General features: G+C 64.3%; 18 protein-coding genes. 12 read left to right on the forward strand and 6 right to left on the reverse strand.

What is annotated here, in order from left to right; translation table 11 throughout:
• Positions 1-2 precede the first annotated feature (2 nt).
• On the reverse strand, positions 3-854 hold the full coding sequence (gene motA, locus H3H45_RS02425) for a flagellar motor stator protein MotA (RefSeq protein ID WP_182832154.1): 852 nt from the start codon (positions 852-854) through the stop codon (positions 3-5).
• 119 nt (positions 855-973) lie between these two features.
• On the opposite strand from motA, the gene H3H45_RS02430 reads away from it, so the two are divergent.
• The 6 genes from H3H45_RS02430 (at position 974) to H3H45_RS02455 (ending at position 9,427) form a co-directional block, all read left to right on the forward strand.
• Complete coding sequence (locus H3H45_RS02430) at positions 974-2,491, forward strand: HDOD domain-containing protein (protein WP_182832155.1); 1,518 nt, start codon at positions 974-976, stop codon at positions 2,489-2,491.
• A gap of 113 nt (positions 2,492-2,604) precedes the next feature.
• A complete protein-coding gene (locus H3H45_RS02435) occupies positions 2,605-3,420 on the forward strand; it encodes a rhodanese-like domain-containing protein (RefSeq protein WP_182832156.1) in 816 nt (271 codons plus the stop codon).
• Positions 3,421-3,490: 70 nt separating this feature from the next.
• Positions 3,491-4,351 carry an archaetidylserine decarboxylase gene (gene asd, locus H3H45_RS02440; RefSeq protein WP_220494111.1) on the forward strand — a complete coding sequence of 287 codons (861 nt, stop codon included), beginning with the start codon at positions 3,491-3,493 and terminating at the stop codon, positions 4,349-4,351.
• Positions 4,352-4,360: 9 nt separating this feature from the next.
• Positions 4,361-5,326 carry an HPP family protein gene (locus tag H3H45_RS02445; RefSeq protein ID WP_235983306.1) on the forward strand — a complete coding sequence of 322 codons (966 nt, stop codon included), beginning with the start codon at positions 4,361-4,363 and terminating at the stop codon, positions 5,324-5,326.
• A gap of 157 nt (positions 5,327-5,483) precedes the next feature.
• On the forward strand, positions 5,484-7,292 hold the full coding sequence (locus H3H45_RS02450; protein ID WP_182832157.1) for a molecular chaperone: 1,809 nt from the start codon (positions 5,484-5,486) through the stop codon (positions 7,290-7,292).
• A 65-nt stretch (positions 7,293-7,357) separates the two neighbouring features.
• Positions 7,358-9,427, forward strand: a complete 2,070-nt coding sequence (locus H3H45_RS02455; protein ID WP_182832158.1) for an EAL domain-containing response regulator — start codon at positions 7,358-7,360, stop codon at positions 9,425-9,427.
• A 60-nt stretch (positions 9,428-9,487) separates the two neighbouring features.
• On the opposite strand, the gene serB is transcribed toward H3H45_RS02455, so the two are convergent.
• Positions 9,488-10,702, reverse strand: a complete 1,215-nt coding sequence (gene serB / locus H3H45_RS02460) for a phosphoserine phosphatase SerB (RefSeq protein ID WP_182832159.1) — start codon at positions 10,700-10,702, stop codon at positions 9,488-9,490.
• 166 nt (positions 10,703-10,868) lie between these two features.
• Here serB and H3H45_RS02465 point away from each other — a divergent pair, with 166 nt between their 5' ends.
• Positions 10,869-12,413, forward strand: coding sequence for an AhpA/YtjB family protein (locus tag H3H45_RS02465; RefSeq protein WP_182832160.1), 1,545 nt, complete (start codon positions 10,869-10,871; stop codon positions 12,411-12,413).
• Positions 12,410-12,958, forward strand: coding sequence for a metal-dependent hydrolase (locus tag H3H45_RS02470; RefSeq protein WP_182832161.1), 549 nt, complete (start codon positions 12,410-12,412; stop codon positions 12,956-12,958). The genes H3H45_RS02465 and H3H45_RS02470 overlap by 4 nt, the downstream gene beginning before the upstream one ends.
• On the opposite strand, the gene waaA is transcribed toward H3H45_RS02470, so the two are convergent.
• Positions 12,932-14,206 (reverse strand): lipid IV(A) 3-deoxy-D-manno-octulosonic acid transferase, encoded by a 1,275-nt coding sequence (gene waaA, locus H3H45_RS02475; protein WP_182832162.1) that lies wholly within the window; start codon positions 14,204-14,206, stop codon positions 12,932-12,934. The genes H3H45_RS02470 and waaA overlap by 27 nt on opposite strands.
• A 33-nt stretch (positions 14,207-14,239) precedes the next feature.
• Positions 14,240-15,124: a LysR family transcriptional regulator gene (locus H3H45_RS02480; RefSeq protein ID WP_182832163.1), complete on the reverse strand. Its 885-nt coding sequence runs from the start codon at positions 15,122-15,124 to the stop codon at positions 14,240-14,242.
• 83 nt (positions 15,125-15,207) lie between these two features.
• Between H3H45_RS02480 and H3H45_RS02485 the strand changes: the two genes are divergently transcribed.
• The 4 genes from H3H45_RS02485 (at position 15,208) to H3H45_RS02500 (ending at position 18,660) form a co-directional block, all read left to right on the forward strand.
• Positions 15,208-15,540: a DMT family transporter gene (locus H3H45_RS02485; protein WP_182832164.1), complete on the forward strand. Its 333-nt coding sequence runs from the start codon at positions 15,208-15,210 to the stop codon at positions 15,538-15,540.
• Between the two features lie 63 nt (positions 15,541-15,603).
• A complete protein-coding gene (locus tag H3H45_RS02490; protein WP_182832165.1) occupies positions 15,604-16,779 on the forward strand; it encodes an NAD(P)/FAD-dependent oxidoreductase in 1,176 nt (391 codons plus the stop codon).
• The gene (locus tag H3H45_RS02495; RefSeq protein WP_182832166.1) at positions 16,776-17,594 is read left to right on the forward strand and encodes an aldo/keto reductase; all 819 of its coding nucleotides are present in this window, start codon (positions 16,776-16,778) and stop codon (positions 17,592-17,594) included. Before H3H45_RS02490 ends, H3H45_RS02495 begins: the two co-directional genes overlap by 4 nt.
• A 163-nt stretch (positions 17,595-17,757) precedes the next feature.
• The gene (locus H3H45_RS02500) at positions 17,758-18,660 is read left to right on the forward strand and encodes a metal ABC transporter ATPase (RefSeq protein WP_182832167.1); all 903 of its coding nucleotides are present in this window, start codon (positions 17,758-17,760) and stop codon (positions 18,658-18,660) included.
• Between the two features lie 40 nt (positions 18,661-18,700).
• Here H3H45_RS02500 and hldE read toward each other — a convergent pair whose 3' ends face one another.
• Both hldE and msbA read right to left on the reverse strand, forming a co-directional pair.
• Positions 18,701-20,122, reverse strand: a complete 1,422-nt coding sequence (gene hldE / locus H3H45_RS02505) for a bifunctional D-glycero-beta-D-manno-heptose-7-phosphate kinase/D-glycero-beta-D-manno-heptose 1-phosphate adenylyltransferase HldE (RefSeq protein WP_182832168.1) — start codon at positions 20,120-20,122, stop codon at positions 18,701-18,703.
• 181 nt (positions 20,123-20,303) lie between these two features.
• Entirely contained in the window at positions 20,304-22,127 is a 1,824-nt protein-coding gene (gene msbA / locus H3H45_RS02510; protein ID WP_182832169.1) for a lipid A export permease/ATP-binding protein MsbA, read from the reverse strand.
• Between the last annotated feature and the right edge of the window lie 30 nt (positions 22,128-22,157).

A 22,157-nucleotide genomic window follows, 5' to 3' on the forward strand; every position in this document is an offset into this window, starting at 1 on the left:
CCTTAGCTACCGCGCATGGCCTGTTCGAGCTCGCTGAAGCTCGGCCGATGTGCGGGGAACAGCACCTTGCGCCCGAACTCCACGGCCAGCGTGGGCGGCATGCCAGATGCCGAGGCCACCAGGGTTGCCTTGATCGCTTCGTAGAGATTCAGCTCTTCCTTGGCGTCGTGCCCCAAAGCATCAGCCAGAGGGCCGAAGAAACCGTAGGAGGCGAGAATGCCGAGGAAGGTACCCACCAGGGCGGTACCGACCTTCTCGCCGATCTGCGCGTTGTCCGCAGAAGCGAGAATCGACATGGTGATCACAATACCCAGTACCGCGGCGACGATACCCATGGCCGGCATGCCGTCCGCCACTTTGGCCACGGCGTGGGAGGGATGCTCGAGTTCTTCCTTGAGCCCATTGAGCTCCATGTCGAACAGGCCTTCCAGCTCATGCGGGGCCATGTTGCCGGAAGACATGATGCGCAGGTAGTCGCAGATGAAGGCCGTCATGTGCGCATCCTTGAGCACGGCCGGATACTTGCTGAAGATCGGGCTGGCGTTGGGATCCTCGACATCCGCCTCGATGGCCATCATGCCTTCGCGACGACTCTTGTTAAGGATCTCGTAGAGCAGCTTCAGCACCTCCAGATAGAAGGTATGGGTGAAGCGCGAGCTGAACATCTTCAGCGACTTCTTGAACACATGCATGAAGGTGCTGCCGGGGTTGGCCTGGAGAAAGGCACCCAATGCAGCACCACCAATGATCATCACCTCGAAGGGGTGGATCAGTGCCATGAACTTGCCGCCCGACAGAATGAAGCCGCCGAGCACGCTGCCGAATACGACCAAAATGCCGAGGATTTTTACCATAGGGACATAAGCTTGAAGGGTGAGTCGTAAGGGTTCTGCAAAACAACCCTTCTATTTATCGGAAGTATTGCGCCAGACTATAGGCAGTAAAGGCGAAAAGCCAGTTTGGCTCAACCTGCATGCCCACTCAAAAGCCCGTTCCACAGACGCTCGACGCCTGGCTCAAGCAGCTCGACGGCGCTCGCCTGCCCGTTGCCAGCGAACAGCACGAACGCGTGCGCAAAGCCTTGCTCGACAGCCGTCGCTCGCTACGCGAGCTCGCCGAGCTGATGCAGGATAGCCCGGCCATCGCCCTGACTCTGATGCGCGAAGCCAACCGCAAAGGCAGCAGCCTCAGCGAACCGGCCGAAAGCCTGGAGCAGGCACTCACCCGCCTGGGCCTGAGCCGCACCGAAGCATTGCTGAACCAGATTCCGGCACTGGATGTGGCACAGATTCCGCGTGAGCTACGCCAGCTGCAACTGATCAGCCTGCATGCCGCGCAACAGGCCAATGGTCTGTTCGCCAATCGCCTGGCACGCCTGTGGCAGGAGATCCACTGGGGCAGCCTGCTGTTCTTCGCCCCGCTGTGGCCACTGGTATACAACCATCCACAGCTGTTCAACGAATGGGAGCAACGGGTACTGGGCAAAGGTGAGCCGGCGGCGCGCGTCGAGCGCGAACTGCTCGGCGTTCCGCTGCTGCAGCTATGCCTGGCACTGGCCCGCCACTGGCGCCTGCCGGACTGGATCGTGCAGGGCTATCGCCTGCTGGTCGAGGATCGCCGCCTGCTGGTCAAGGCACTGCACATCGCCCATGACAATGAACATCCCCTGCACCAGCAACAGATGCTCGACGCCGATCCGCACCTGCGCCGCTGGCTCACGCAGCCGGCCAATAGCATCCTTCTGGCCAACGGCTTGGCCCTGTCGGCCCACCACAACTGGAGCTGCCAGCATAGCCAACGCTGGCAGCGCCTGACCGGCCTGTATCTGCACAACTCCCTGGGTGAAGTGCAACAGTTGGTGCACCAGCAAGCCGTGCAGAGCGCCAGGCAACATGCCCAGACTGATCTCTGGCATCCGGCAGAAGCGCTGCTGTGGCCGTGGAATGCCTGCCACCTGAAGTTGAAGCCACCCCCTGCGGTGGCCAAAGGCGAACCGAACGAATGGAAAACCCAGTGCGCACGCCTGCTGGCCACCCCCTCGCCGTTTGCCAACACCCTGCAACTGACCGATTGTGCCCGTGCCGCCCTGCTCGCCAGCGGCTTCCCGCGCGTGCTGCTCTTGCTGGCCGATCGCACTCACACGCGCCTGATCACCCAGCAGGCTGCCGGTCTGCCGGTGGAGGCCGGACAGCTGCGCCTCGAACCGGCGCACAGCCAGGTTCTCAAACGCCTGCTCGCCCAGCCCGGACAGCTGCGCCTGAGCCCCGCCAACATGGCGCAGTTCTCTGCCCTGCTGCCGGGCAGCCTGAAAGCCCTGTTTGCCGGCGAACACCTGCTGCTGCGCTCGCTGGCCAGCAATGGCCGGGTGGTGATGCTGCTGATCGTCGACCAGAACGGTGGTGCGATCAGTGACAGCCAGCTGCAGGTATTCAGCAAGACGGCTCAATGCATCGAGCGTGCCCTGACCAGCTTTGCCCGCCGCGGCGCTTAGAACCTCTACGACCTCTGACTGTCAGCCATACCACGTTATAGAGTCAGCTTGGCCCGCCGCGGCGCCTGGTCTTCCGCTACAATTGCGCCCTTTGACCGACCCCGAGGCCATGCATGTCTGCCTTTTCCTCCCTGCCGCTGGTGATTGAACCGGCCGAGCTGGCCGACCGCCTGCAAGCACCCGAACTAATTCTGGTTGACTTCAGCGCCGCCACCCGCTACGAGCAGGGGCATATCGCCGGGGCGCACTGGGTCGACAGCAAGCGCACCCAGCTGGGCCAGCCGCCAGCCCCCGGCCTGCTGCCGGAAAAGGCCCAACTGGAAGCCCTGTTCGCTGAACTGGGCCATCGCGCGGATGCGGTCTACGTGGTCTATGACGACGAGGGTGGTGGTTGGGCCGGGCGCTTCATCTGGCTGCTCGACGTGATCGGCCATGCTCGCTACCACTACCTCAATGGCGGCCTGCAGGCTTGGTTGAGCGAAGGTCGCGCGGTCACCCAGGCGCCAACCACCAGCGCCAATGGCACGCTGACACTGAGCCTGCATGACGAACCCACGGCCTCGCGCGAATACCTGCTGAGCCGCCTGGGCGCTGCCGACCTGGCGATCTGGGACGCACGCTCGCCGGCCGAGTTCAGCGGCGAAAAAGTCCTCGCCGCCAAGGGCGGGCATATTCCCGGGGCGATCAATTTCGAATGGACCGCCGGCATGGATGCGCAACATGGCCTGCGCATCCGCAGCGACCTGGCGCAGGTACTAGCTGATCTGGGCATCACGGCCGACAAGGAAGTGATCACTCACTGCCAGACTCATCGCCGCTCCGGCTTCACCTATCTCGCCGCCAAGGCGCTCGGCTACCCACGGGTCAAGGCCTATGCCGGTTCCTGGTCGGAATGGGGCAACCATCCCGACACACCGGTCGAGCGCTAACCCTCTACTTCGCGGATCTGCCGTACGGCGGCCAGGTGCGCAACGACTTGCCACACTTCAAGGAATCTTCATGAAACAGCGCCTTTTCATCCTCAGCCAATACCTGCTGCCGCACCACCTGCTGTCGCGCCTGATCGGCTGCGCCGCCGAATGCCGCGCGGCCTGGTTCAAGGATCGCCTCATCGGCTGGTTCGCCAAGCAGTACCAGGTCAACATGAGCGAAGCCCAGGTCGAGGACCTGAGCGCCTACGAGCACTTCAACGCGTTCTTCACCCGCGCTCTGAAAGACGGCGCGCGCCCGCTGGATGCAACACCCGGCGCCATTCTCTGCCCGGCCGACGGTGCGGTCAGCCAGCTCGGCCCGATCGAGCAGGGCCGTATCTTCCAGGCCAAGGGTCACAGCTACAGCGTGCTGGAGCTGCTAGGTGGCGACGCCGAGCGCGCCGCACCGTTCATGGGTGGTGACTTCGCCACCATCTATCTGTCGCCCAAGGACTACCATCGCGTACACATGCCCCTGGGCGGCACGCTGAAGGAGATGGTCTACGTGCCCGGCCGGCTGTTCTCCGTCAACCAGACCACCGCGGAAAACGTCCCCGAGCTGTTCGCCCGCAACGAACGCGTGGTCTGCCTGTTCGACACCGAGCGCGGGCCGATGGCCGTGGTACTGGTCGGTGCCATGATCGTCGCCAGCATAGAAACCGTCTGGGCCGGCCTGGTCACGCCGCCCAAGCGCGAATTGAAAACCACCCGTTACGACGCCGCCGCGCGCGCTGCCATCGAACTGACCAAGGGCGGCGAGCTGGGCCGCTTCAAGCTAGGCTCCACCGCCATCGTGCTGTTCGGCCCGCAACAGGTGCAGTGGGCCGAAGGTCTGGTCGCCGGCAGCCCGGTACGCATGGGTCAGGCGCTGGCACAACCACGCAGCTAACTTCGGGCCATGCACAACGGTTTCTGGCAACGCTGCCTGCGCCTGCTGGGCTGGGGTACGGATGCCACCAGCCATCTGGAAAAGTACCTGGCAACCCTGGGTGCCTTTGTCGGCATCGGCCTGATCTACGCGGTCACCCACTGGCTGCTGCCCAGCGAAGCGGCGTTCTGGGTAGTCGCCTCGATGGGCGCCAGCGCCGTGCTGTTGTTCGTGGTGCCGCACGGTGCTCTGTCGCAACCTTGGGCGGTGATCGGCGGGCATGGCCTGTCGGCGCTGGTCGGGGTGATCTGCCAGAAGCTGCTGCCGGGCTCGCCCTTCACCCCGGCGCTGGCGGTGGCCCTGGCCATCCTGGTCATGCAGTACACCCGCTGCATTCACCCACCGGGTGGCGCCACGGCACTCAGTGCAGTGGTCGGCGGTGCGGCGATCCATGACCTGGGCTTCGCCTTCGTGCTCAGCCCGGTTCTGCTCAATGTCGTGGTGATCCTGCTGGTCGCCGTGCTGTTCAACTGCCTGTTCCCCTGGCGCCGCTATCCAGCGGCACTAGCCCCGCAGCAACCCACCAGCAATCCCGGCGGCCTCAGCGCGGAAGACTTCTACCACGCCCTGCGCCAGGTCGATTCCTATATGGATATTCGCTTCGACGACCTGCTGGAAATCATGCAGCTGGCCCAGCAGCACGCCCAAGCCAGGCGCCTGGAGGCCAGCGACATCCTGCTCGGCGCCTGCTACAGCAACGCCCTGCCCGGCAATGCCTGGGCCGTACGCCAGGTGATCGACGCCGGCAAGCCAGGGCGCGGCCTGCGCGACCAGGTGATCTACAAGGTGGTCGCCGGCTCCGGCATGGGCAATACGGGGGTATGCCGGCGCCAGGACCTGGCCAACTGGGCGGCCAGTGCTGTGCTACGCGCCGGCGATGGCTGGATTCGCGTCAGCGCAACCGAGTCGGCAGCGGCCACGCAGCAGGATGCCTAAGGGAACGCGAGCCAGCGCACAACGTCCCACTTACCGATAACACCCCAGCCATCCTCTGGCTGCAGTGCCCACGGGATGCTGCTAGAGTTCCGAAACAACAGACTAGAGCAGCCGTGCCTGGCCATGTCAGCCAGAGCCCTGCGGACAATCATCGAGAATGGATAAACAGAGCCCCCATCTGCATTTACGCGTCCCGGTTCCCGAGAAGCAGGGCCTGTCCTTCTGCGAAGCCAACCCGCGCGAACTCAAGCGCTGGATCGCCGGCCTGCCCAAGGCCAATATCGGCGAAACAGCACGCCAGCTTTATCAAAGCCTGGTCGAGCTCAACCAACTGATCACCCCCGCCGACAATCGCCTGCAATTGCTGGAGCTGATTCGCCCTGAGGTGTACTACGTCTGCCGTCATCTGGAGCGCCATTTTCTCAACCAGTCCATCGTCCTCGACGAGCGCCCACGCAAGGTTGCCAATCTCTGCCAGGCCCTGCAGAACCACCTGGCCGTCGGCTACAAGCTGATCATCACCCAGGAAGTACCGCGCTTCAGCAAAGACCGCAGCCAACTGCTGGCCGTCGCCCTGCAGCGCGCCACCCACAGCCTGTACGGCCCGCTGGTGCGCGCCAGCCAACTGTATTGCCCGGTACCGGAAGGCTTGTGGCTGGAGCTGCACCAGTTGCATCGGATTGCCCGCAAGTACGGCCTGGAGCAGGCTCAGGTCAGTGACCCGCTGGCCCACAGCAGTAAAAGCCTGAGCCAGGAACAGACCTACCTGGCCGCCCTGCTGCTTGGCTGCGCCCGCTGCAACCAGTTGCGCCAGAGCAGCATTGCGCGTCTGGCAGAGGCGCTTGAAGGCTGGAGCAGCCGGGTTGAACTGCAGGGCGCCGATCAGTCGCACAGCCTGTTCGTGATTGCTTCGCAACAGGACGGCCCGCCACGCTACAAATCGCTGTTCAGCGAAAACGAACTGCACAACCTGCTCGGCCTCGACCCCCACGGCCTGGTCGACTCGATCAAGGAATACCTGCTGCTGCCGCCAGAAAGTCGCGATCCGCAAAAATTCCCGGTACCCGAAGGGGTCAGCCTGGATCTACTGCAACACCTCAGTTCCGCCTGGGGCGATATCTCCGAGCGCACCTTCCAGCGCAATCCGGGCAAGGGCGGCTTGACCCTGTGCATTGGCATGACTGCCGTGCATTTCTTCCTGGCTGGCAGAAAAAGCTTTGCCGATGTCCTGCAACGTCCCGAGGCTGCGCACAGTAGTGCCCAGTTCAAACCGAAGAAGAATGGTGACGGCCCGGACGTGTGGGCTGGCGCCTTCGATGCCCAGCGCGAAAAGCATTGGGGCTCGGCGATGGAGGAAATCGAGTACAAGAGCGGCGGCAACAAGATTGCCAGCGCCCCCGCCGAGGTCGAAGAAAGTTACCCGACCTTCGAGCTGCCAATCATCAACCACAGCCCTGGCGGGTATTGCCTGAGCTGGCCGCGCGAAGTGCCGGGGCAGATGCAGGCCGGCGAACTGCTCGGTATCCAGGATGCCCCCGGACACAACTGGAGCGTGGCAGTGGTGCGCTGGATTCGCCAAGTGCGTGGTGGCGGCACGCAGATGGGCATCGAACTGATCGCCCCGCAGGCACAACCCTGTGGCCTGCAGCTGCTGCGCAAGAACGAGCAAAGCAGCAACTACCTGCGCGCCCTGCTGCTGCCGGCAATCAGTGCCATTTCGCGCCCGGCTACGCTGATTACTCCACGCCTGCCCTTCCAGGAAAGCAACAAGGTCAGCGTCAACCTGAATGGCCAGGAACTGCGCGCCATTCTTAGCCGACGACAGACCAGCACCGGCAGCTTCAGCCAGTTCGAATATCGCAAACTGGAGCAGCCGGCAGCTCCAGCCGGGAGCCCGGTCACAGCTCAAGAACGGCCCGGCAAGAGCGGGGAGGAAGATTTTGACTCGCTCTGGAAGTCACTGTAGATTGCCGGAACGCACCTTTTGTCGCCTTTTTGCGCCCGTTCTTCGGCGCTTTCCAAGCAAAAACCATGGCCATCGAAAAAAAAACCATCCGTCTGCTGATTCTTGAAGATTCGCAGAACGAGGCCGAGCGACTCGTCAGCCTGTTCCGCAACTCTGGTCGCGCCACGCGCGTTCACCGTATCACCTCCGGCGACAACCTGGCCGAGGCCCTGCAGCAAAGCTGGGATCTGCTGATTGCCGCGCCGACCAGCGAGCACCTCGAACCCAGCGAAGTGATCGGCGCCATTCGCCGCCAGGCCAAGGACATCCCGGTCATCCTGCTGGTCGACGGCAACGACTCCGACAGCATCACCGAAGCGCTGATGCTTGGCGCTCAGGATGCCCTTCCACAGGGTGAAGACGAGCGCCTGATCCTGGTCGCCAACCGCGAACTGGCCAACCTCGAAGAGCGCCGCGCCCGCCGCGCCGCCGAAGTGGCCCTGCGCGAAGCCGAGAAGCGCTGCCAGCTGCTGCTCGATAGCTCGGTGGACGCCATTACCTACGTCCACGATGGCATGCACATCTATGCCAACCGCGCCTACCTGCAGATGTTCGCCTACGAGGATGCCGACGAACTCGAAGGCATGCCGATGATCGACCTGATCGCGGCGCAGGATCAAAGCGCCTTCAAGGATTTCCTGAAGAACTACTCCAGCGCCGACGGCAGTGCCGAACTGGCCTGTACCGGGGTCAAGGCCGACGGTCAGCGCTTCCAGGCACGCATGGGTTTCTCCCCTGCCACCTACGATGGCGAGCCGTGCATCCAGGTGGTGATCCGCGCCGAAAGCGACAACGCCGAGCTGGCCGAAAAGCTGCGCGAAATCAGCAGCCAGGACCTGGTCACCGGCCTGTTCAACCGTACCCACTTCATCGAGCTGATGGACGCCGCCGCCGAGCGCGCAGTCAATGCCGGCGTAGTGTCGAGCCTGGCCTACATCTGCATCGACCGCTATGCGGGCATGGTCGGTGAGGTCGGTCTGGCCGGCATCGACCTGCTGCTCACCGACATCGCCAACCTGCTGCGCAATCACTTCGGCACCGACGCCCAGCTGGCACGCTTTGCCGATGACGTGTTCACGGTTCTGCTGCCCACACAGGCACCGGAACAGACCAGCGAATCGCTGCACAATCTGCTGAAAAAAGTCGAAGGTCACCTGTTCGACGTAAGCGGCCGCACCGTGCAGACCACCCTGTCGATTGGCGTCGCCGGGCTCAACGAGAAGACTGCACGCGCCCAGGACGTGATCGATCGCGCCCACCGCTGCGCCGACGAGATCGACGGCGGCAATGCGCTCAAACTGTACAACCCGGCCGATGAACTGGCAGCTGCCGCCAACCGCGGCAATCTGGTGGCGATGGTGCAACAGGCGCTGGAGAACAACAGTTTCCGCCTGCTGTTCCAGCCGGTCATCAGCCTGCGTGGCGACAGCGACGAACACTACGAAGTACTGCTGCGCCTGCTCAATCCGCAAGGTGTGGAAGTACCGCCCGGCGACTTCCTCACTGCCGCCAAGGAAGCCGGACTGGCCGAGAAGATTGACCGTTGGGTGATCCTCAACTCGATCAAGCTACTGGCCGAACACCGCAGCAAGGGCCACAGCACCCGCCTATTCGTGCACCTGTCGGCCAACAGCCTGCAGGATCAGACCCTGCTGCCCTGGCTCAGCGTGGCGCTCAAGGCCGCACGCCTGCCCTCGGACGCCTTGGTATTCCAAATCGGCGAACCGGACGCGATTGCCTTCCTCAAGCAGGCCAAGGCCCTGACCCATGGCCTAGCCGAACTGCACTGCAAGGTCGCCCTGAGCCAGTTCGGCTGTGCGCTGAACCCGTTCAACACCTTCAAGTACCTCAACGTGGACTTCGTCAAGGTCGACGGCTCCTTTGCCCAGGATCTGTCCAACGCCGAGAACCAGGAGGCTCTGAAAACCCTGCTGGCCAGCCTGCACGCCCAGGCCAAGCTGACCATCGTGCCCTTCGTCGAGAGCGCCAGTGTGCTGGCCACTCTCTGGCAGGCCGGGGTAAACTACATCCAGGGCCACTACCTGCAGGGCCCCAGTCAGTCGATGGACTACGACTTCTCCGCCGGTGACGAATAACCGACCTTGCAGCCATAAAAAAACCGCCGGAAGGCGGTTTTTTTATGGCTGACTAACACCTCACTCATGCCCGTCGCGATCGCGGAAACCGAGCAGGTAGAGGATGCCATCCAGACCCAGGGTAGAGATCGCCTGTTTGGCCGACTGCTTGACCAGCGGCTTGGCGCGGAAAGCCACGCCGAGGCCGGCCAGACCGAGCATCGGCAGGTCGTTGGCGCCGTCGCCGACGGCGATGGTCTGCTCCAGACGCAACCCCTCTTTCGCCGCCAGTTCGCGCAGCAGATCAGCCTTGCGCTGGGCATCGACGATCGGCTCGACCACCTGGCCAGTGACCTTGCCATCGACAATCTGCAGCTCGTTGGCGAACACATAGTCGATGCCCAGCTTGGCCTGCAGCTGCTTGGCGAAGTAGGTGAAACCGCCGGAGAGGATGGCGGTCTTGTAGCCCAGACGCTTGAGCTCGGCGAACAGCACTTCGGCGCCCTCGGTCAGGCGCAGCGAAGCACCGACTTCGGCCAGCACGCTTTCCGGCAAACCCTGCAGCAAAGCCATACGCTCTTTGAAGCTGGCGCGGAAATCCAGCTCACCGCGCATCGCCCGCTCGGTGATTTCCGACACCTGCGCACCGACGCCGGCGGCCTTGGCCAGCTCGTCGATGACCTCGGCCTCGATCAGCGTCGAATCCATATCGAACACCGCCAAGCGCCGGTTGCGACGGAACAACGAGTCGCGCTGGAAGGCGATGTCGACGTTCAACTCCTGGGCCACGCTGAGGAACTCGGCGCGCAGCGCCACCGCATCCGCCGGTTCGCCGCGTACGGAGAACTCGATGCAACCCTTACCCTGGTCAGCCGGGGTATCCAGCGGCATGCGTCCGGAGAGGCGATCGATATGGTCGATATTCAGACCGTACTTGGCGGTGATCGAGCTGACTCGCTGCAGCTGCTCGGCGGTGACCTTGCGCGTCAGCAGGGTGACGATATAGCGCGGCTTGCCCTGGCCACCGACCCACTGCTGGTAGTCCGACTCGGAAACCGGGGTGAAACGCACCTGCTGGTCCAGCTTGTAGGCGGTGAACAGCACATCCTTGAGCACCGAGGAGGCCTGCTCGGTATCCGGGATTTCCACCAGGATGCCAAACGACAGGGTGTCGTGGATCACCGCCTGACCGATGTCGAGGATATTCACTCCGCCCTGGGCGAGGACGCCGGTAATGGCCGCAGTCAGGCCCGGGCGATCTTCCCCGGTGATGTTGATCAGGACGATTTCGCGCAAGGCGTTCACTCCCAGCTTGGCAGATGGTCCGCACGGGGCCGGCGGCCCCATGAAAAGGCGCACATTCTAACCAGTTTCAGCGCTGCCGGGGCATGCACGGCGCTTTGCCCGCCTAGGGGGCGTGGTTATACTGCGCGGCAATTCCATTCAAGAAGAGCCGCGCTCTGTGAACCGGCCAGCCCAGGTCAAACCCGACAATTTCTTCCTCTTGCTGTTTCACGCCCTGCGCCAGCGGCGCGTGCCTCTGGCCCTGCGCATCGCCAGCCACAGCATTCTGCTGGTGGCCCTGGCGCTGGTGATCTACGCCTGGGTCATGGGCATGCAGTTCAAGCAGGCCATGCAGCAACAGGCCGATGCCCTCGGCCAGAGCCTGACCGTGCAAACGGCCGCCTCGGCTACCGAGTTACTGGTGTCCAACGACATCCTCAGTCTCAACGTGCTGCTCAGCAACCTGGCGAAGAACCCGCTGGTAGCCCATGCCGCCATCTACAGTGTGGACAACCGCATCCTCGCCGAGGCCGGTTCGCGCCCGACTCAAGGCCTGCTTGGCGACACCGAAGGCCTCTACTCGACACCCATCACCTTCCAGGAAGTGATCGCCGGGCAACTGCGCATCAGCCTGGACATGCAGCAGTTCCAGCAGCCGATGACCATCAGCCTGCAGAGCATGGGCCTGCTCAGCCTGATCCTGCTGGCCCTGGCCATGTCGTTGAGCCTGCGCCTCGGTCGGCATATATCCACCCCGCTGCTGCAACTGCGCCTGTGGTTGCGCGACCCGGATGATCCGGCCCCCGGCGCCGGTCGCCAGGACGAGATCGGCGACCTGGCCCGCCAGCTGCAGGCCCGCCTGGTGCCGGAGAAGCCCTCGATGGTGGCACCCGCCACTGACGACTTCGCCGAGGACGAGACGTTCTACGCCGAAGAACCGGAGCAAGACCACGAATTCCAGGTGCCCAACCTCAGCGAGCCGGACTTCGACGAACGCGACGAAGATTACCTGGAAGAAGACCGCGACTTGCCGCGCAGCAGCCCAGTAGATCACGATCCCTTTGCCGATTTGCGCCCGGTCGATGAACCCGAGTCGCTACCGACACCTGAACCCGTGGCGTATGCCGAACCCGCGCCCAGCGAACCGGTACTCAGCGCAGTACTGGCGGTCCAGCTCGGCGCTCAGGAACAACTGCGCCACCTGCCACGGGCACGCCTGCTGGAACTGCTGCAGCGTTATCGCGACTGCCTGGAACAGGCCGCCGCGCTGTATCAGGGCAAGCTCTACACGCTCAACGATGGCAGCAGTCTGTTGCTGTTCAGCAGTGAATACAGCGGTGAGGACTACCTGACCCACGCCCTGTGCTGCGGCGAACTGCTGCGCGCCCTCGGCCACGCCCTGCAGATCGAGGTGGCCGACAGCGGCATCACCCTGCAACTGCAGCTGGGCCTGACCTGCACCGACCAGCCCATCGCCCCCAGCCAGGCCGAAGTGCTGCTCAGCGAAGCGGCGCAGGATGCCCTGGCCCTGTCCCAGCACAGCCGCAATCTGCTGCTGGTGCAACGGGCGATCGCCGATGCGCCGCTGGTGCGCCAGCGCGCGCGCATCCGCCCGATTGCCAGCCCGGAAGGCGCCAGCTGCGTCGAACGCCTGCTGGAGCCTTACCCGTCGCTGCTGGAGCGCCAACTGGCGCGCATGCACGAGCACCGCACACAGCCGTGACCACTCTGATCAGCCACCCGCTGCCGCTGCTGGCAGTGGGCCTGGCCCTCGGCTCGCGGATTATTCCGCCACGCCTGCTGCTGGCCAGCCTGCTGTTCACCCTGCTGCCGGATGCCGACATGCTGGCCTTCAAGCTGGGCATCGCTTATACCGACGCCTTCGGCCACCGTGGTTTCAGCCATTCGCTGTTATTTGCCGGATTGACTGGTTTATTAGCCGCCCTCGCCTGCCGCCTGCTCGGCTGCGGCCCGCTCAAAACCTTTACCTGGATAGCCCTGGCGACCGCCTCGCACAGCCTGCTGGATGCAGCCACCGACGGCGGCCTGGGCGTGGCCTGGCTGTGGCCATGGAGTGAGCAGCGCTTCTTCCTGCCCTGGCGGCCGATCGAGGTCTCACCCTTCATCAATGGTTTCTTCAGTCAGCGCGGCCTCGCCGTACTGGCCTCCGAGGCGCGCTGGGTGTGGCTACCATACCTGCTGGTCGCCCTTGGCGGGATGCTGCTACGCGCGCTGCTGGCACTAGGCTCGCGGCAACAGGCGCGCTAGCCCGGCGAGCAGGCGCGCCAGGGCGCCCTGATTGGCGCGCAATACAGCAAGCCCGGCCTCCGCCATCTGCGCCGCCTGTTGCGGTTCGGCGAACAGCTGCTGCAACTGCTCCTGCAGCTCAGCGGCATCCTGCACCTCCAGCAGATCACCGGCCGCACGCAACTGCGCAGCGATCTCGAGGAAGTTGAACAGGTGCGGCCCGCTCAGCAGCGGCTTGCCCAGCGCCGCGGGCTCCAGCAGGTTGTGCCCACCATTCTCGACCAGGCTGCCGCCGACAAAGGCCAGGTCGGCCAGGGCGTAGAGAAACAGCAGCTCGCCCAGAGTATCGCCGAGCAGCACCTGGGTATCCGCCGTCACAACTTCTTCGAGGGAACGCCGCACCGTAGCGAAGCCCTCCCGCTTGCACAGTTCGAAGACGCTGGCGAAACGCTCCGGATGGCGCGGCACCAGGATCAGCAGCGTCTGCGGGAACCGCTCAAGCAATTGGCGATGGGCAGCAAGGATGATCTCGTCCTCGCCGGCATGGGTACTGGCGGCGATCCACAGCGGGCGCTGCGTGGCGCCCCACGTGTCACGCAGTTGGCTGGCGCGCACCTGCAAGGCAGCATCCACGCTCAGATCGAACTTGATCGAGCCGGTCACCTCGACACAGCCGGGGCGCGCACCGAGCTGACGAAAGCGCTCGGCCTCGGCCTCGGTCTGCACGGCAATCAGGCTCAGTTCGGCCAACATAGGCCCAGTCAATTTGGCGAAGCGGGCATAGCCACGCGCCGAGCGCTCGGACAGCCGTGCGTTGGCCAGCACCACCGGCACGCCGTGCTTGGCGCACTGGTGGATATGGTTGGGCCACAGCTCGGTTTCCATGATCAGCGCCAGGCGCGGCTGCACCTGACGGAAAAACCGTGCGCAGGCCCAGGGCAGGTCATAGGGCAGGTAGCAGTGCTGAACCTGCTCACCGAACAGGGCCTGGATGCGCTCCGAGCCGGTCGGCGTCATGCTGGTGACGGTGATCGGCAACTCCGGGTAGCGCGCCAGCAAGTCGCGGATCAGCGGGGCGGCGGCGATGCTCTCTCCCAGCGATACCGCGTGCACCCAGATGCCGCCCTTGCGCATGGCAGGCAGGCCGATGGCGAAGCGTTCGCCGATACGCCGACCATAGGCCGGCGCGCGCCAGGCACGCCAGGCCAGGCGCCCGGCAATAATCGGCAGGAGCAGATGAAACAACAGGCTGTACAGGGCTCTATTCATGGGCGCGCAGCTTAGCAGAGCGGCCCGCGTCAATCAGCTCAGCGCCTGCAAGTGCTCGGCAAAGGCGGCCGCCAGCCACAACGCTGCCGGTCCCAGTGCCTCATCGCGGCGGCAGACCAACTCCACCACCAGCGGCGGCGGCGTCCAGTCGCAGTTCAGCTCGACCAACTGCCCCTGGTAAGTCGGATACTGCACCACATGGCGCGGCAACCAGGCCCAGCCGAGGTTGCGCATCAGCAGTTCGGCCATGGCGTAGAAACTGTCGGTACGCCAGACCGCTGGACTGAGCTGCTCGCCACCAGGGTAGTGGCTGTCCTGCGGCGCCATGAGCAATTGCCGATGGCGGGCCAGTTCGCGACGGTCGACCAGCCCGGCAGCAGCCAGCGGATGCCCGGCCCCGCACACGGTGACCATTTCGATGGTGCCCAGGCGCTGACGCTCCAGGGCATCGGGCATCTGCTCATGGTGAAACAGCAGGCCGAGATCGGCACGCCGCTCCAGCAGCTTGCGCGCCACCTCGCCCTGGGCGCCGCTGGCCAGCTGCACTTCCAGCAAAGGGAAGGCCTTGGCCAGGGCCTCGAGACTGTCCAGCACCGGCTGATAAGGCATGGCTTCATCCTGCGCCAGACGCAGGCGCACTTCTTCGCCGCGCACCAGGCCCCGTGCCCGCCCCTCAAGGCGCTCGCACTGGCGCAGCACTTCGCGCGCCTCTTCCAGCAACGACAGGCCGGCCGCGGTCAGCCGTGGCTGGCGGCCGCTGCTGCGTTCGAACAGCAATACGCCGAGGTCGGCCTCCAGCAGGGCAATGGCGTTGCTCACCGCCGACTGCGCCCGTTGCAGGCGCCGCGCTACGGCGGAGAAGGACTGGCCCTCAGCGACGCTGACGAACAGGCGGATCTGCTCCAGGTTCCACTGCATAGCAATCTCCATAGCAGATAGGTAATCACTTTATCCCATCAGGCAGATCCCTAAAATGACCTCCAGCTAAACAGGAGGCTCTCATGACCGGCTATCTCTACCTTGCCGTCGCCATCACTGCCGAAGTGATCGCCACCACCTCGATGAAGGCACTCGACGGCTTCAACAAACCGCTGCCCCTGTTGCTGGTGGTAGTCGGCTACGCGATTTCCTTCTGGATGCTCAGCCTGGTGGTGAAGACCATCCCGGTCGGCGTGGCTTATGCGGTATGGGCGGGCCTGGGCATCGTGCTGGTGAGCATCGCCGCGACCTTCCTCTACCAGCAGAGCCTGGATCTGCCAGCCATGCTCGGCATGGGCCTGATCGTCGCCGGCGTGGTGGTGATCCAGCTGTTCTCCAACACCATCGGCCACTGATCGGGCGAGCGCTATAAGCCGCTCGCGGTATACTGCGCGCCGGTTTTCCTTCGAGGCGTGCGCATGTCCCAAGCTCTGAGCACTGACGTTCTGATCGTCGGCGGCGGTATCGCTGGCCTCTGGCTGAACGCCCGCCTGCGTCAGCTGGGCTACGCCACCCTGCTGGTGGAAAACGCCAGCCTCGGCGGCGGGCAGAGCGTCAAATCCCAGGGCATCATCCACGGCGGCGCCAAGTACGCCCTGCACGGCGCCCTCACCGGCGCCTCGGAAGCCATCGCCGACATGCCGCGACGATGGCGCGAGGCCCTGGCCGGCAGCGGCGAGCTGGACCTGAGCGGCGTACGCCTGCTGTCCGAAGCGCATTACCTGTGGTCACCGGGTAGCCTGGCCGGCAACCTGACCAGCTTCTTCGCCAGCAAAGCGGTGCGCGGCCGAGTCGACCAGGTCAAGGGCGAACAGCTGCCGCCCGCGCTGCAACACCCCAAGTTCAAGGGCAAGGTCTATCGCCTGGCCGAGCTGGTGCTCGACGTGCCCAACCTGATCAGCCGCCTAGCTGAGTTGTCCGGCGACAGCCTGCTGGCTGGCCAGGAGATCGCCGCGCTGCATGAAAACAACGAGCTGGCCGGCCTGCGGGTCGATGGCCGCGAGATCCGCGCCCAGCGCGTGGTGCTCAGTGCCGGCCAGGGTAATGCCACCCTGCTCGCCAGCCTCGGCATCAGCCAACCAGCGCAGCAGCTGCGCCCGCTGCACATGGTGTTGGTCAAGGGGCCGAGCCTGAAGCCGCTATATGCCCACTGCCTGGGTGGCGGGCCGAAGCCGCGTGTCACCGTGACCACGCACCCGGCCGCCGACGGCCAATGGGTCTGGTACCTCGGTGGCGATATCGCCGAAGCCGCTGGTGTGGCCCGCGACGAGGCCGCGCAGATCAAGGCAGCGCAGCAGGAACTGGGCGACCTGCTGCCCTGGGTCGACCTCTCCAGCGCGCGCTGGGCCACCCTGCGCGTCGACCGTGCCGAGCCGGCCCAGTCCGGCCTGGTCCGTCCGGACAATGCCTTCCTAGCCGACCAGGGCAAGCTGCTGGTCGGTTGGCCGACCAAGCTGGCGCTCTCGCCGGACTTCAGCGACCGGGTACTGGCCGCCCTGCAGCGCGACGGCATCCAGCCCAGCGCGCAACCGTCCCTGCCCGAGCTGCCGCGCCCCTCCGTGGCCCGCCCGGTGTGGGAGGAGCTGCTGCCATGACTCTGCACGACCTGCATCGCCCGCTGGGCAGCACCGGCCTGCGGGTCTCGCCGCTGGGTCTGGGCACGGTCAAACTCGGCCGCGACCAGGGGGTGAAGTACCCCAACGGCTTTACCATTCCCGACGACACCGCCGCGCGCAACCTGCTGGCCCAGGCCCGCGACCTCGGCATCAACCTGATCGACACGGCGCCGGCCTACGGTGTCAGCGAGCAACGCCTCGGCCCGCTGCTGCGTGGCCAGCGCCAGGACTGGCTAATCGTCAGCAAGGTCGGCGAGGAGTTCGAAGACGGCCAGTCGCACTTCGACTTCAGCCCGGCACATGCGCGTTTCTCCGTCGAGCGCAGCCTGCAACGCCTGCAGACCGACTGCATCGACCTGCTGCTGGTGCACTCGAACGGCAACGACGTGGCCATCCTGCGTGACAGCGGCATCTACCAGACCCTCGCCGAGCTCAAGCGCGAGGGCAAGATCCGCGCCTTCGGTCTGTCCGGCAAGACGGTCGAGGGCGGCCTGCTGGCCCTCGAACAGGGCGACTGCGCGATGGTCACCTACAACCTCGCGGAACAGGCCGAGAAGCCGGTTCTCGACCATGCTGCTGCGCACGGCAAAGGCATCCTGATCAAGAAGGCCTTGGCCAGCGGCCACGCCTGCCTGGCTGCCGGGCAGGACCCGGTGCGTGCCAGTTTCGAGCTGCTGTTCGGCCATCCCGGGGTGAGCAGCGCCATCGTCGGCACCATCAACCCGCAACACCTGGCGGCCAACGTCGCCACCGCCGCTGCGGTGATCCGCGACTACACTGCACAGCTCCGATAGATCGCTGCGCTCAAGATCTCGCCCTGCATATCGCAAGCACTGCCTAGCTCGCAGATGCACAGTAGGTACCACGCAAGAGCCCCTAGCCCCCGAGTCAGGGCCTTGCTGCCAGGGCGGGACAAGATCATGGATCGAGCCGAGGCGCAGCACCGCAGGAGCCCACATGCCTAGACAACTCGCCCGCAAAGACCCGAGCACCTTCAAGACCCTGCCGCTGTATGTCGAGGCCACTGCAGAGGGCCTGTATTACCGCAGCCAGGGCCTGCCACTGAACTTTGTGCAGATGCAGGAACGCCGCCGCCCCATCAGCGTGGCCGACAGCCGGCATTTCGCGGCGGAACTGGCCAACCTCGGCGTCTCGGTGCGTTTGACCCTCAACTGGCAGGGCCGCGACTACTGGTTGCTGGTACGCCAGCGCCGCCCGGATCGCGGCGACGTGGTGCTCAAGCTGATCTCAGGTTACGTGCCGGCCCACGAACTGAACCTGCCGCTGCTCACCGCCATCCAGGAGGTGGCCGAGGAGTGCCTGATTGAGACAGCCGACGGTTGGCTCGGCGGGCGCTTCGGCGATACCTGGCTACCTACGCCGTATCAGCCGCTGCGATATCGCGAGACCTGCCACTTTCGCCTCAGCCCGTTATCCGGCGCGGCGCGGCCGGTGCAGTGCGGCAACCTGATGTTGATAGAACGCCCGCTGGCCTATGTGCACCTGCCCACCGCGTCACTGCAGCTGGTTTATGACATGCGCCTGGACTTGCCCAAGGACTGTCGTCTGCCGAGCCTGTTCCATGTCGATGAGTGCCTGGAAGACGGCCAGCTGATCGCCCGCCTGGAACGTCGTCGCCCCGACCTGTACCTGCTGCCGCTGCGTCAGGGCCACCCCACTGGCGAGCTGTTCACCCTACGCCAGGGCGAGCTGCAGCCGGCCAGCTGCCGAGGGCTGTGGCTATCGGAAAGTTTTGCCGAGCAGGATGGCTGGCTGGTGCGTGATGAGCGCATCCGCTGGAAGGACTGGCTGGCACGCCTGGCGCAGGAAGAGCAGGAAACCGGCCGCCTGGCCGGCTAAAGGCGTTTTGCAGGAGCATGCTCCTGCAAAACGAGGCGCCTTACTTGTTGCGGATTTTTTCGACGATAGCGGTGGTCGAGCTGTTTTCCACCAGCCCCAGCACCCGCACTTCACCACCGTAGGCACGCACGATATCGGCGCCGACCACGCCTTCGATACCGTAATCACCACCCTTGACCAGCACGTCCGGCTTGACCGCGCGCAGCAGGTTTTCCGGGGTGTCCTCGGCGAAGCTCACCACCCAATCCACCGCACCGAGGCCGGCCAGCACGGCCATGCGCCGATCCACTGCATTGATCGGCCGGCCCGGGCCTTTCAGGCGGCTGACCGAAGCGTCGTCGTTGACCGCCAGCACCAGGCGATCACCCTCGGCACGGGCCTGCTCCAGGTAGGTCACGTGACCGGCATGCAGGATGTCGAAGCAGCCATTGGTGAAGACGATCTTCTCGCCATGGGCACGCGCATCCTCAATCACCACCAGCAGCTGTTCGAGACTGACCACGCCACGCTCGGAACCCTGCTCGCGCTGCACCGCACGGCGCAGCTCGGGCGCGCTGATGGCCGCCGTACCCAACTTGCCAACCACGATGCCGGCGGCCAGGTTGGCCAGCGCCACCGCATGCGGCAGCTCCTCGCCGGCCGCCAGGCTGGCGGCCAGGGTGGAGATCACCGTGTCGCCGGCACCAGTCACATCGAACACTTCGCGGGCGCGCGCCGGCAGATGCAGCGGGCCGTGATCCGGACGAAGCAGGGTCATGCCGTGCTCGCCACGGGTCACCAGCAAGGCGCCCAGCTCCAGCTCCAGCATCAATTTGGCGCCACGGCTGACCAGCTCGGCCTCATCGGCACAATGACCGACAATCGCCTCAAACTCGCTGAGATTGGGAGTGATCAGGCTGGCGCCGCGATAAATCGAAAAGTCCTTGCCCTTGGGGTCAGCCAACACCGGAATGCCCTTGCTTCGCGCCAGCTGCACCAGGGCCTGGTGGTTCTTCAGGGCACCCTTGCCGTAGTCCGACAGCACCAGCACCTTGACCCCGTCGAGCAGCCCATCGACTTCGGCGGCCAGGGCCTCGGCGTCGGTATTGAACGGCTCTTCGAAGTCCATGCGCAGCAGTTGCTGGTGGCGGCTCATGACGCGCAGCTTGACGATGGTCGGCTGCTCGTCGATGCGCTGGAAATGCGCCTGCACGCCGGCGGCATGCAGGCTATCAGTGAGGCTATGGGCCGCTTCGTCACGCCCGGTAACGCCAACCAGCAGCGCCGACGCACCGAGGGCGGCGATGTTCAGCGCAACGTTGGCCGCGCCGCCCGGACGATCCTCGATCTGCTCGACCTTGACCACCGGCACCGGCGCCTCCGGGGAAATCCGCGAAGTGCCACCGTGCCAGTAACGGTCGAGCATGACATCGCCCACCACCAGAACGGTGGCTTGATCGTAACGGGGCATGGACAACTTCATGGGGGTACTCCGGAGCGGCGAAATCGCCGCGGATCATAACATGTGGAGGAAAAAGGCCCGGCCAGATACGAACTTCACGCAGGCTCTGCGCCTACTGGTTCAGGCGCTTCCAACCGGTAAGCCCTGTGGCGACCGGCCACAGAGCATCACCCGAGGTCGTTGTTGGGCAGCAACCGAGACATCAGGCGTCCTGATCGGCAACAACTTCATTCGGCTCCTCGAAGTGCCGGGCGTGCAGGCGGGCGTAGTAGCCATTCAGGGCCAAGAGCTGGGCATGGGTGCCGCGCTCGACGATCTGCCCCTGATCCATAACCAGGATCAGGTCGGCCTTCTCGATAGTACTCAGGCGGTGAGCGATAACCAGGGTCGTACGCCCCTTCATCACTTCATCCAGCGCGCCCTGGATATGCCGCTCGGACTCGGTATCCAGTGCCGAAGTGGCCTCATCGAGAATCAGCAGCGGCGCATTCTTCAATAGCGCACGAGCAATCGCCAGGCGCTGGCGCTGGCCACCGGAGAGCAGCACGCCGTTCTCGCCCACCAGCGTGTCGTAGCCCTGCGGCAACTTTTCGATGAACTCCGCAGCGAAGGCGGCCTCGGCAGCCTTGCGCACTTCCTCCAACGGCGCCCCGGCCAGATCACCATAGGCGATATTACTGGCCACTGTGTCGTTGAACAGGGTGACATGCTGGGTTACCAAGGCGATATGCCGGCGCAGGTTGCGCAAAGCGTATTGTTCGACATCCAGGTCATCCAGCAGGATCTGTCCGTGTTCGTGGTGATAAAAACGCGGAATCAGGCTGGCCAGGGTCGACTTGCCGCTACCGGAACGCCCCACCAGTGCCACCATTTGCCCGGGCTCGACAACGAAAGAGATGTTATTCAGCACCGCTTTCTCGGCCCCCGGGTACTGGAAGGTCAGGTCCCGCACCTCGAGACGGCCACTAACCCGCTCGCGCTGCTCGGTACCACGATCAACCTCCTGCTCTTCGTCGAGCTGCTCGAAGATGCTTTCGGCACCCGCCACCCCGCGCTGGATGGTCGAACTCACTTCGGACAGCTGACGAATCGGCTTGGGCAACAGACCCGCCAGGGTGATGTAGGCCACCAGGTCGCCGGCCGATGCATCACCGCGCATGTACAGAACCAGGAACATCAGCACTGCCATGGCGCTGTAGATCACCAACTGCAGCATGGGCGTATAGACTGCGCCTGTCTTGACCATGCGCAGCTGCTTGCGCCGATTGTCATCGGTAACTGCCATGAACCGCGCCCGCTCGTATTCCTCACCACCGAAGCTGCGCACCACGCGGTAGCCCTGAATGGTTTCCGAGGCGACATGAGTGACATCGCCCATCGCCACCTGGATTTGTTTGCTCTGCTTGCGAAACTTGCGGCTGGCACTGGTGACCATCAGCCCGATCACCGGAAGGATGGCCAGCATGACCAGAGTCAGCTTCCAGTTCATCCAGAGCAGGGAGGCGAAGAGAAAAATCACCGTCATGCCTTCGCGTACCACCACCTTGATCGCATCGGTAGCGGCCCCGGTGACCATGGTGACGTTGTAGGTGATGCGGGAGATCAGGTGCCCGGAGTTGTGATTGTCGAGGTAACGGTTGGGCAAGGTCAGGAGGTTGTTGAACAGGGCGACGCGCAAGTCATGCACCAGCCCCAGCGAGACCCGCGCCAGAAAGTAGTTACCGAGAAAGGAACCCACGCCCTGCCACAGGGCGATCAGTACGATCAGCAGTGGCACGACCTGAACCAGCTTGAGTTCGACGAGAAAAGGCACGTCCTGCAAATACGGCACGGCGGCAAAAAAGCTGGCATCCGGATTGGCCAGGCCATCGACGAAGTACTTCAGGATGTAGCCAAACATCGGCTGGGTTGAGGCAAAAATCAGAAAACCCAGCAGGCTGATCGCGAACAGCCCGGAATAGGGCAGGACATATTTCAGCAACCGCAAGTAAACCTTGAGACCGGATTGCTGGTTAGAATTGGCCATTCGGCACGCCTCGTACGACGACTAGAGAGA

Origin of the sequence: Aquipseudomonas guryensis (assembly GCF_014164785.1) — a bacterium.
Taxonomy (GTDB): domain Bacteria; phylum Pseudomonadota; class Gammaproteobacteria; order Pseudomonadales; family Pseudomonadaceae; genus Aquipseudomonas; species Aquipseudomonas guryensis.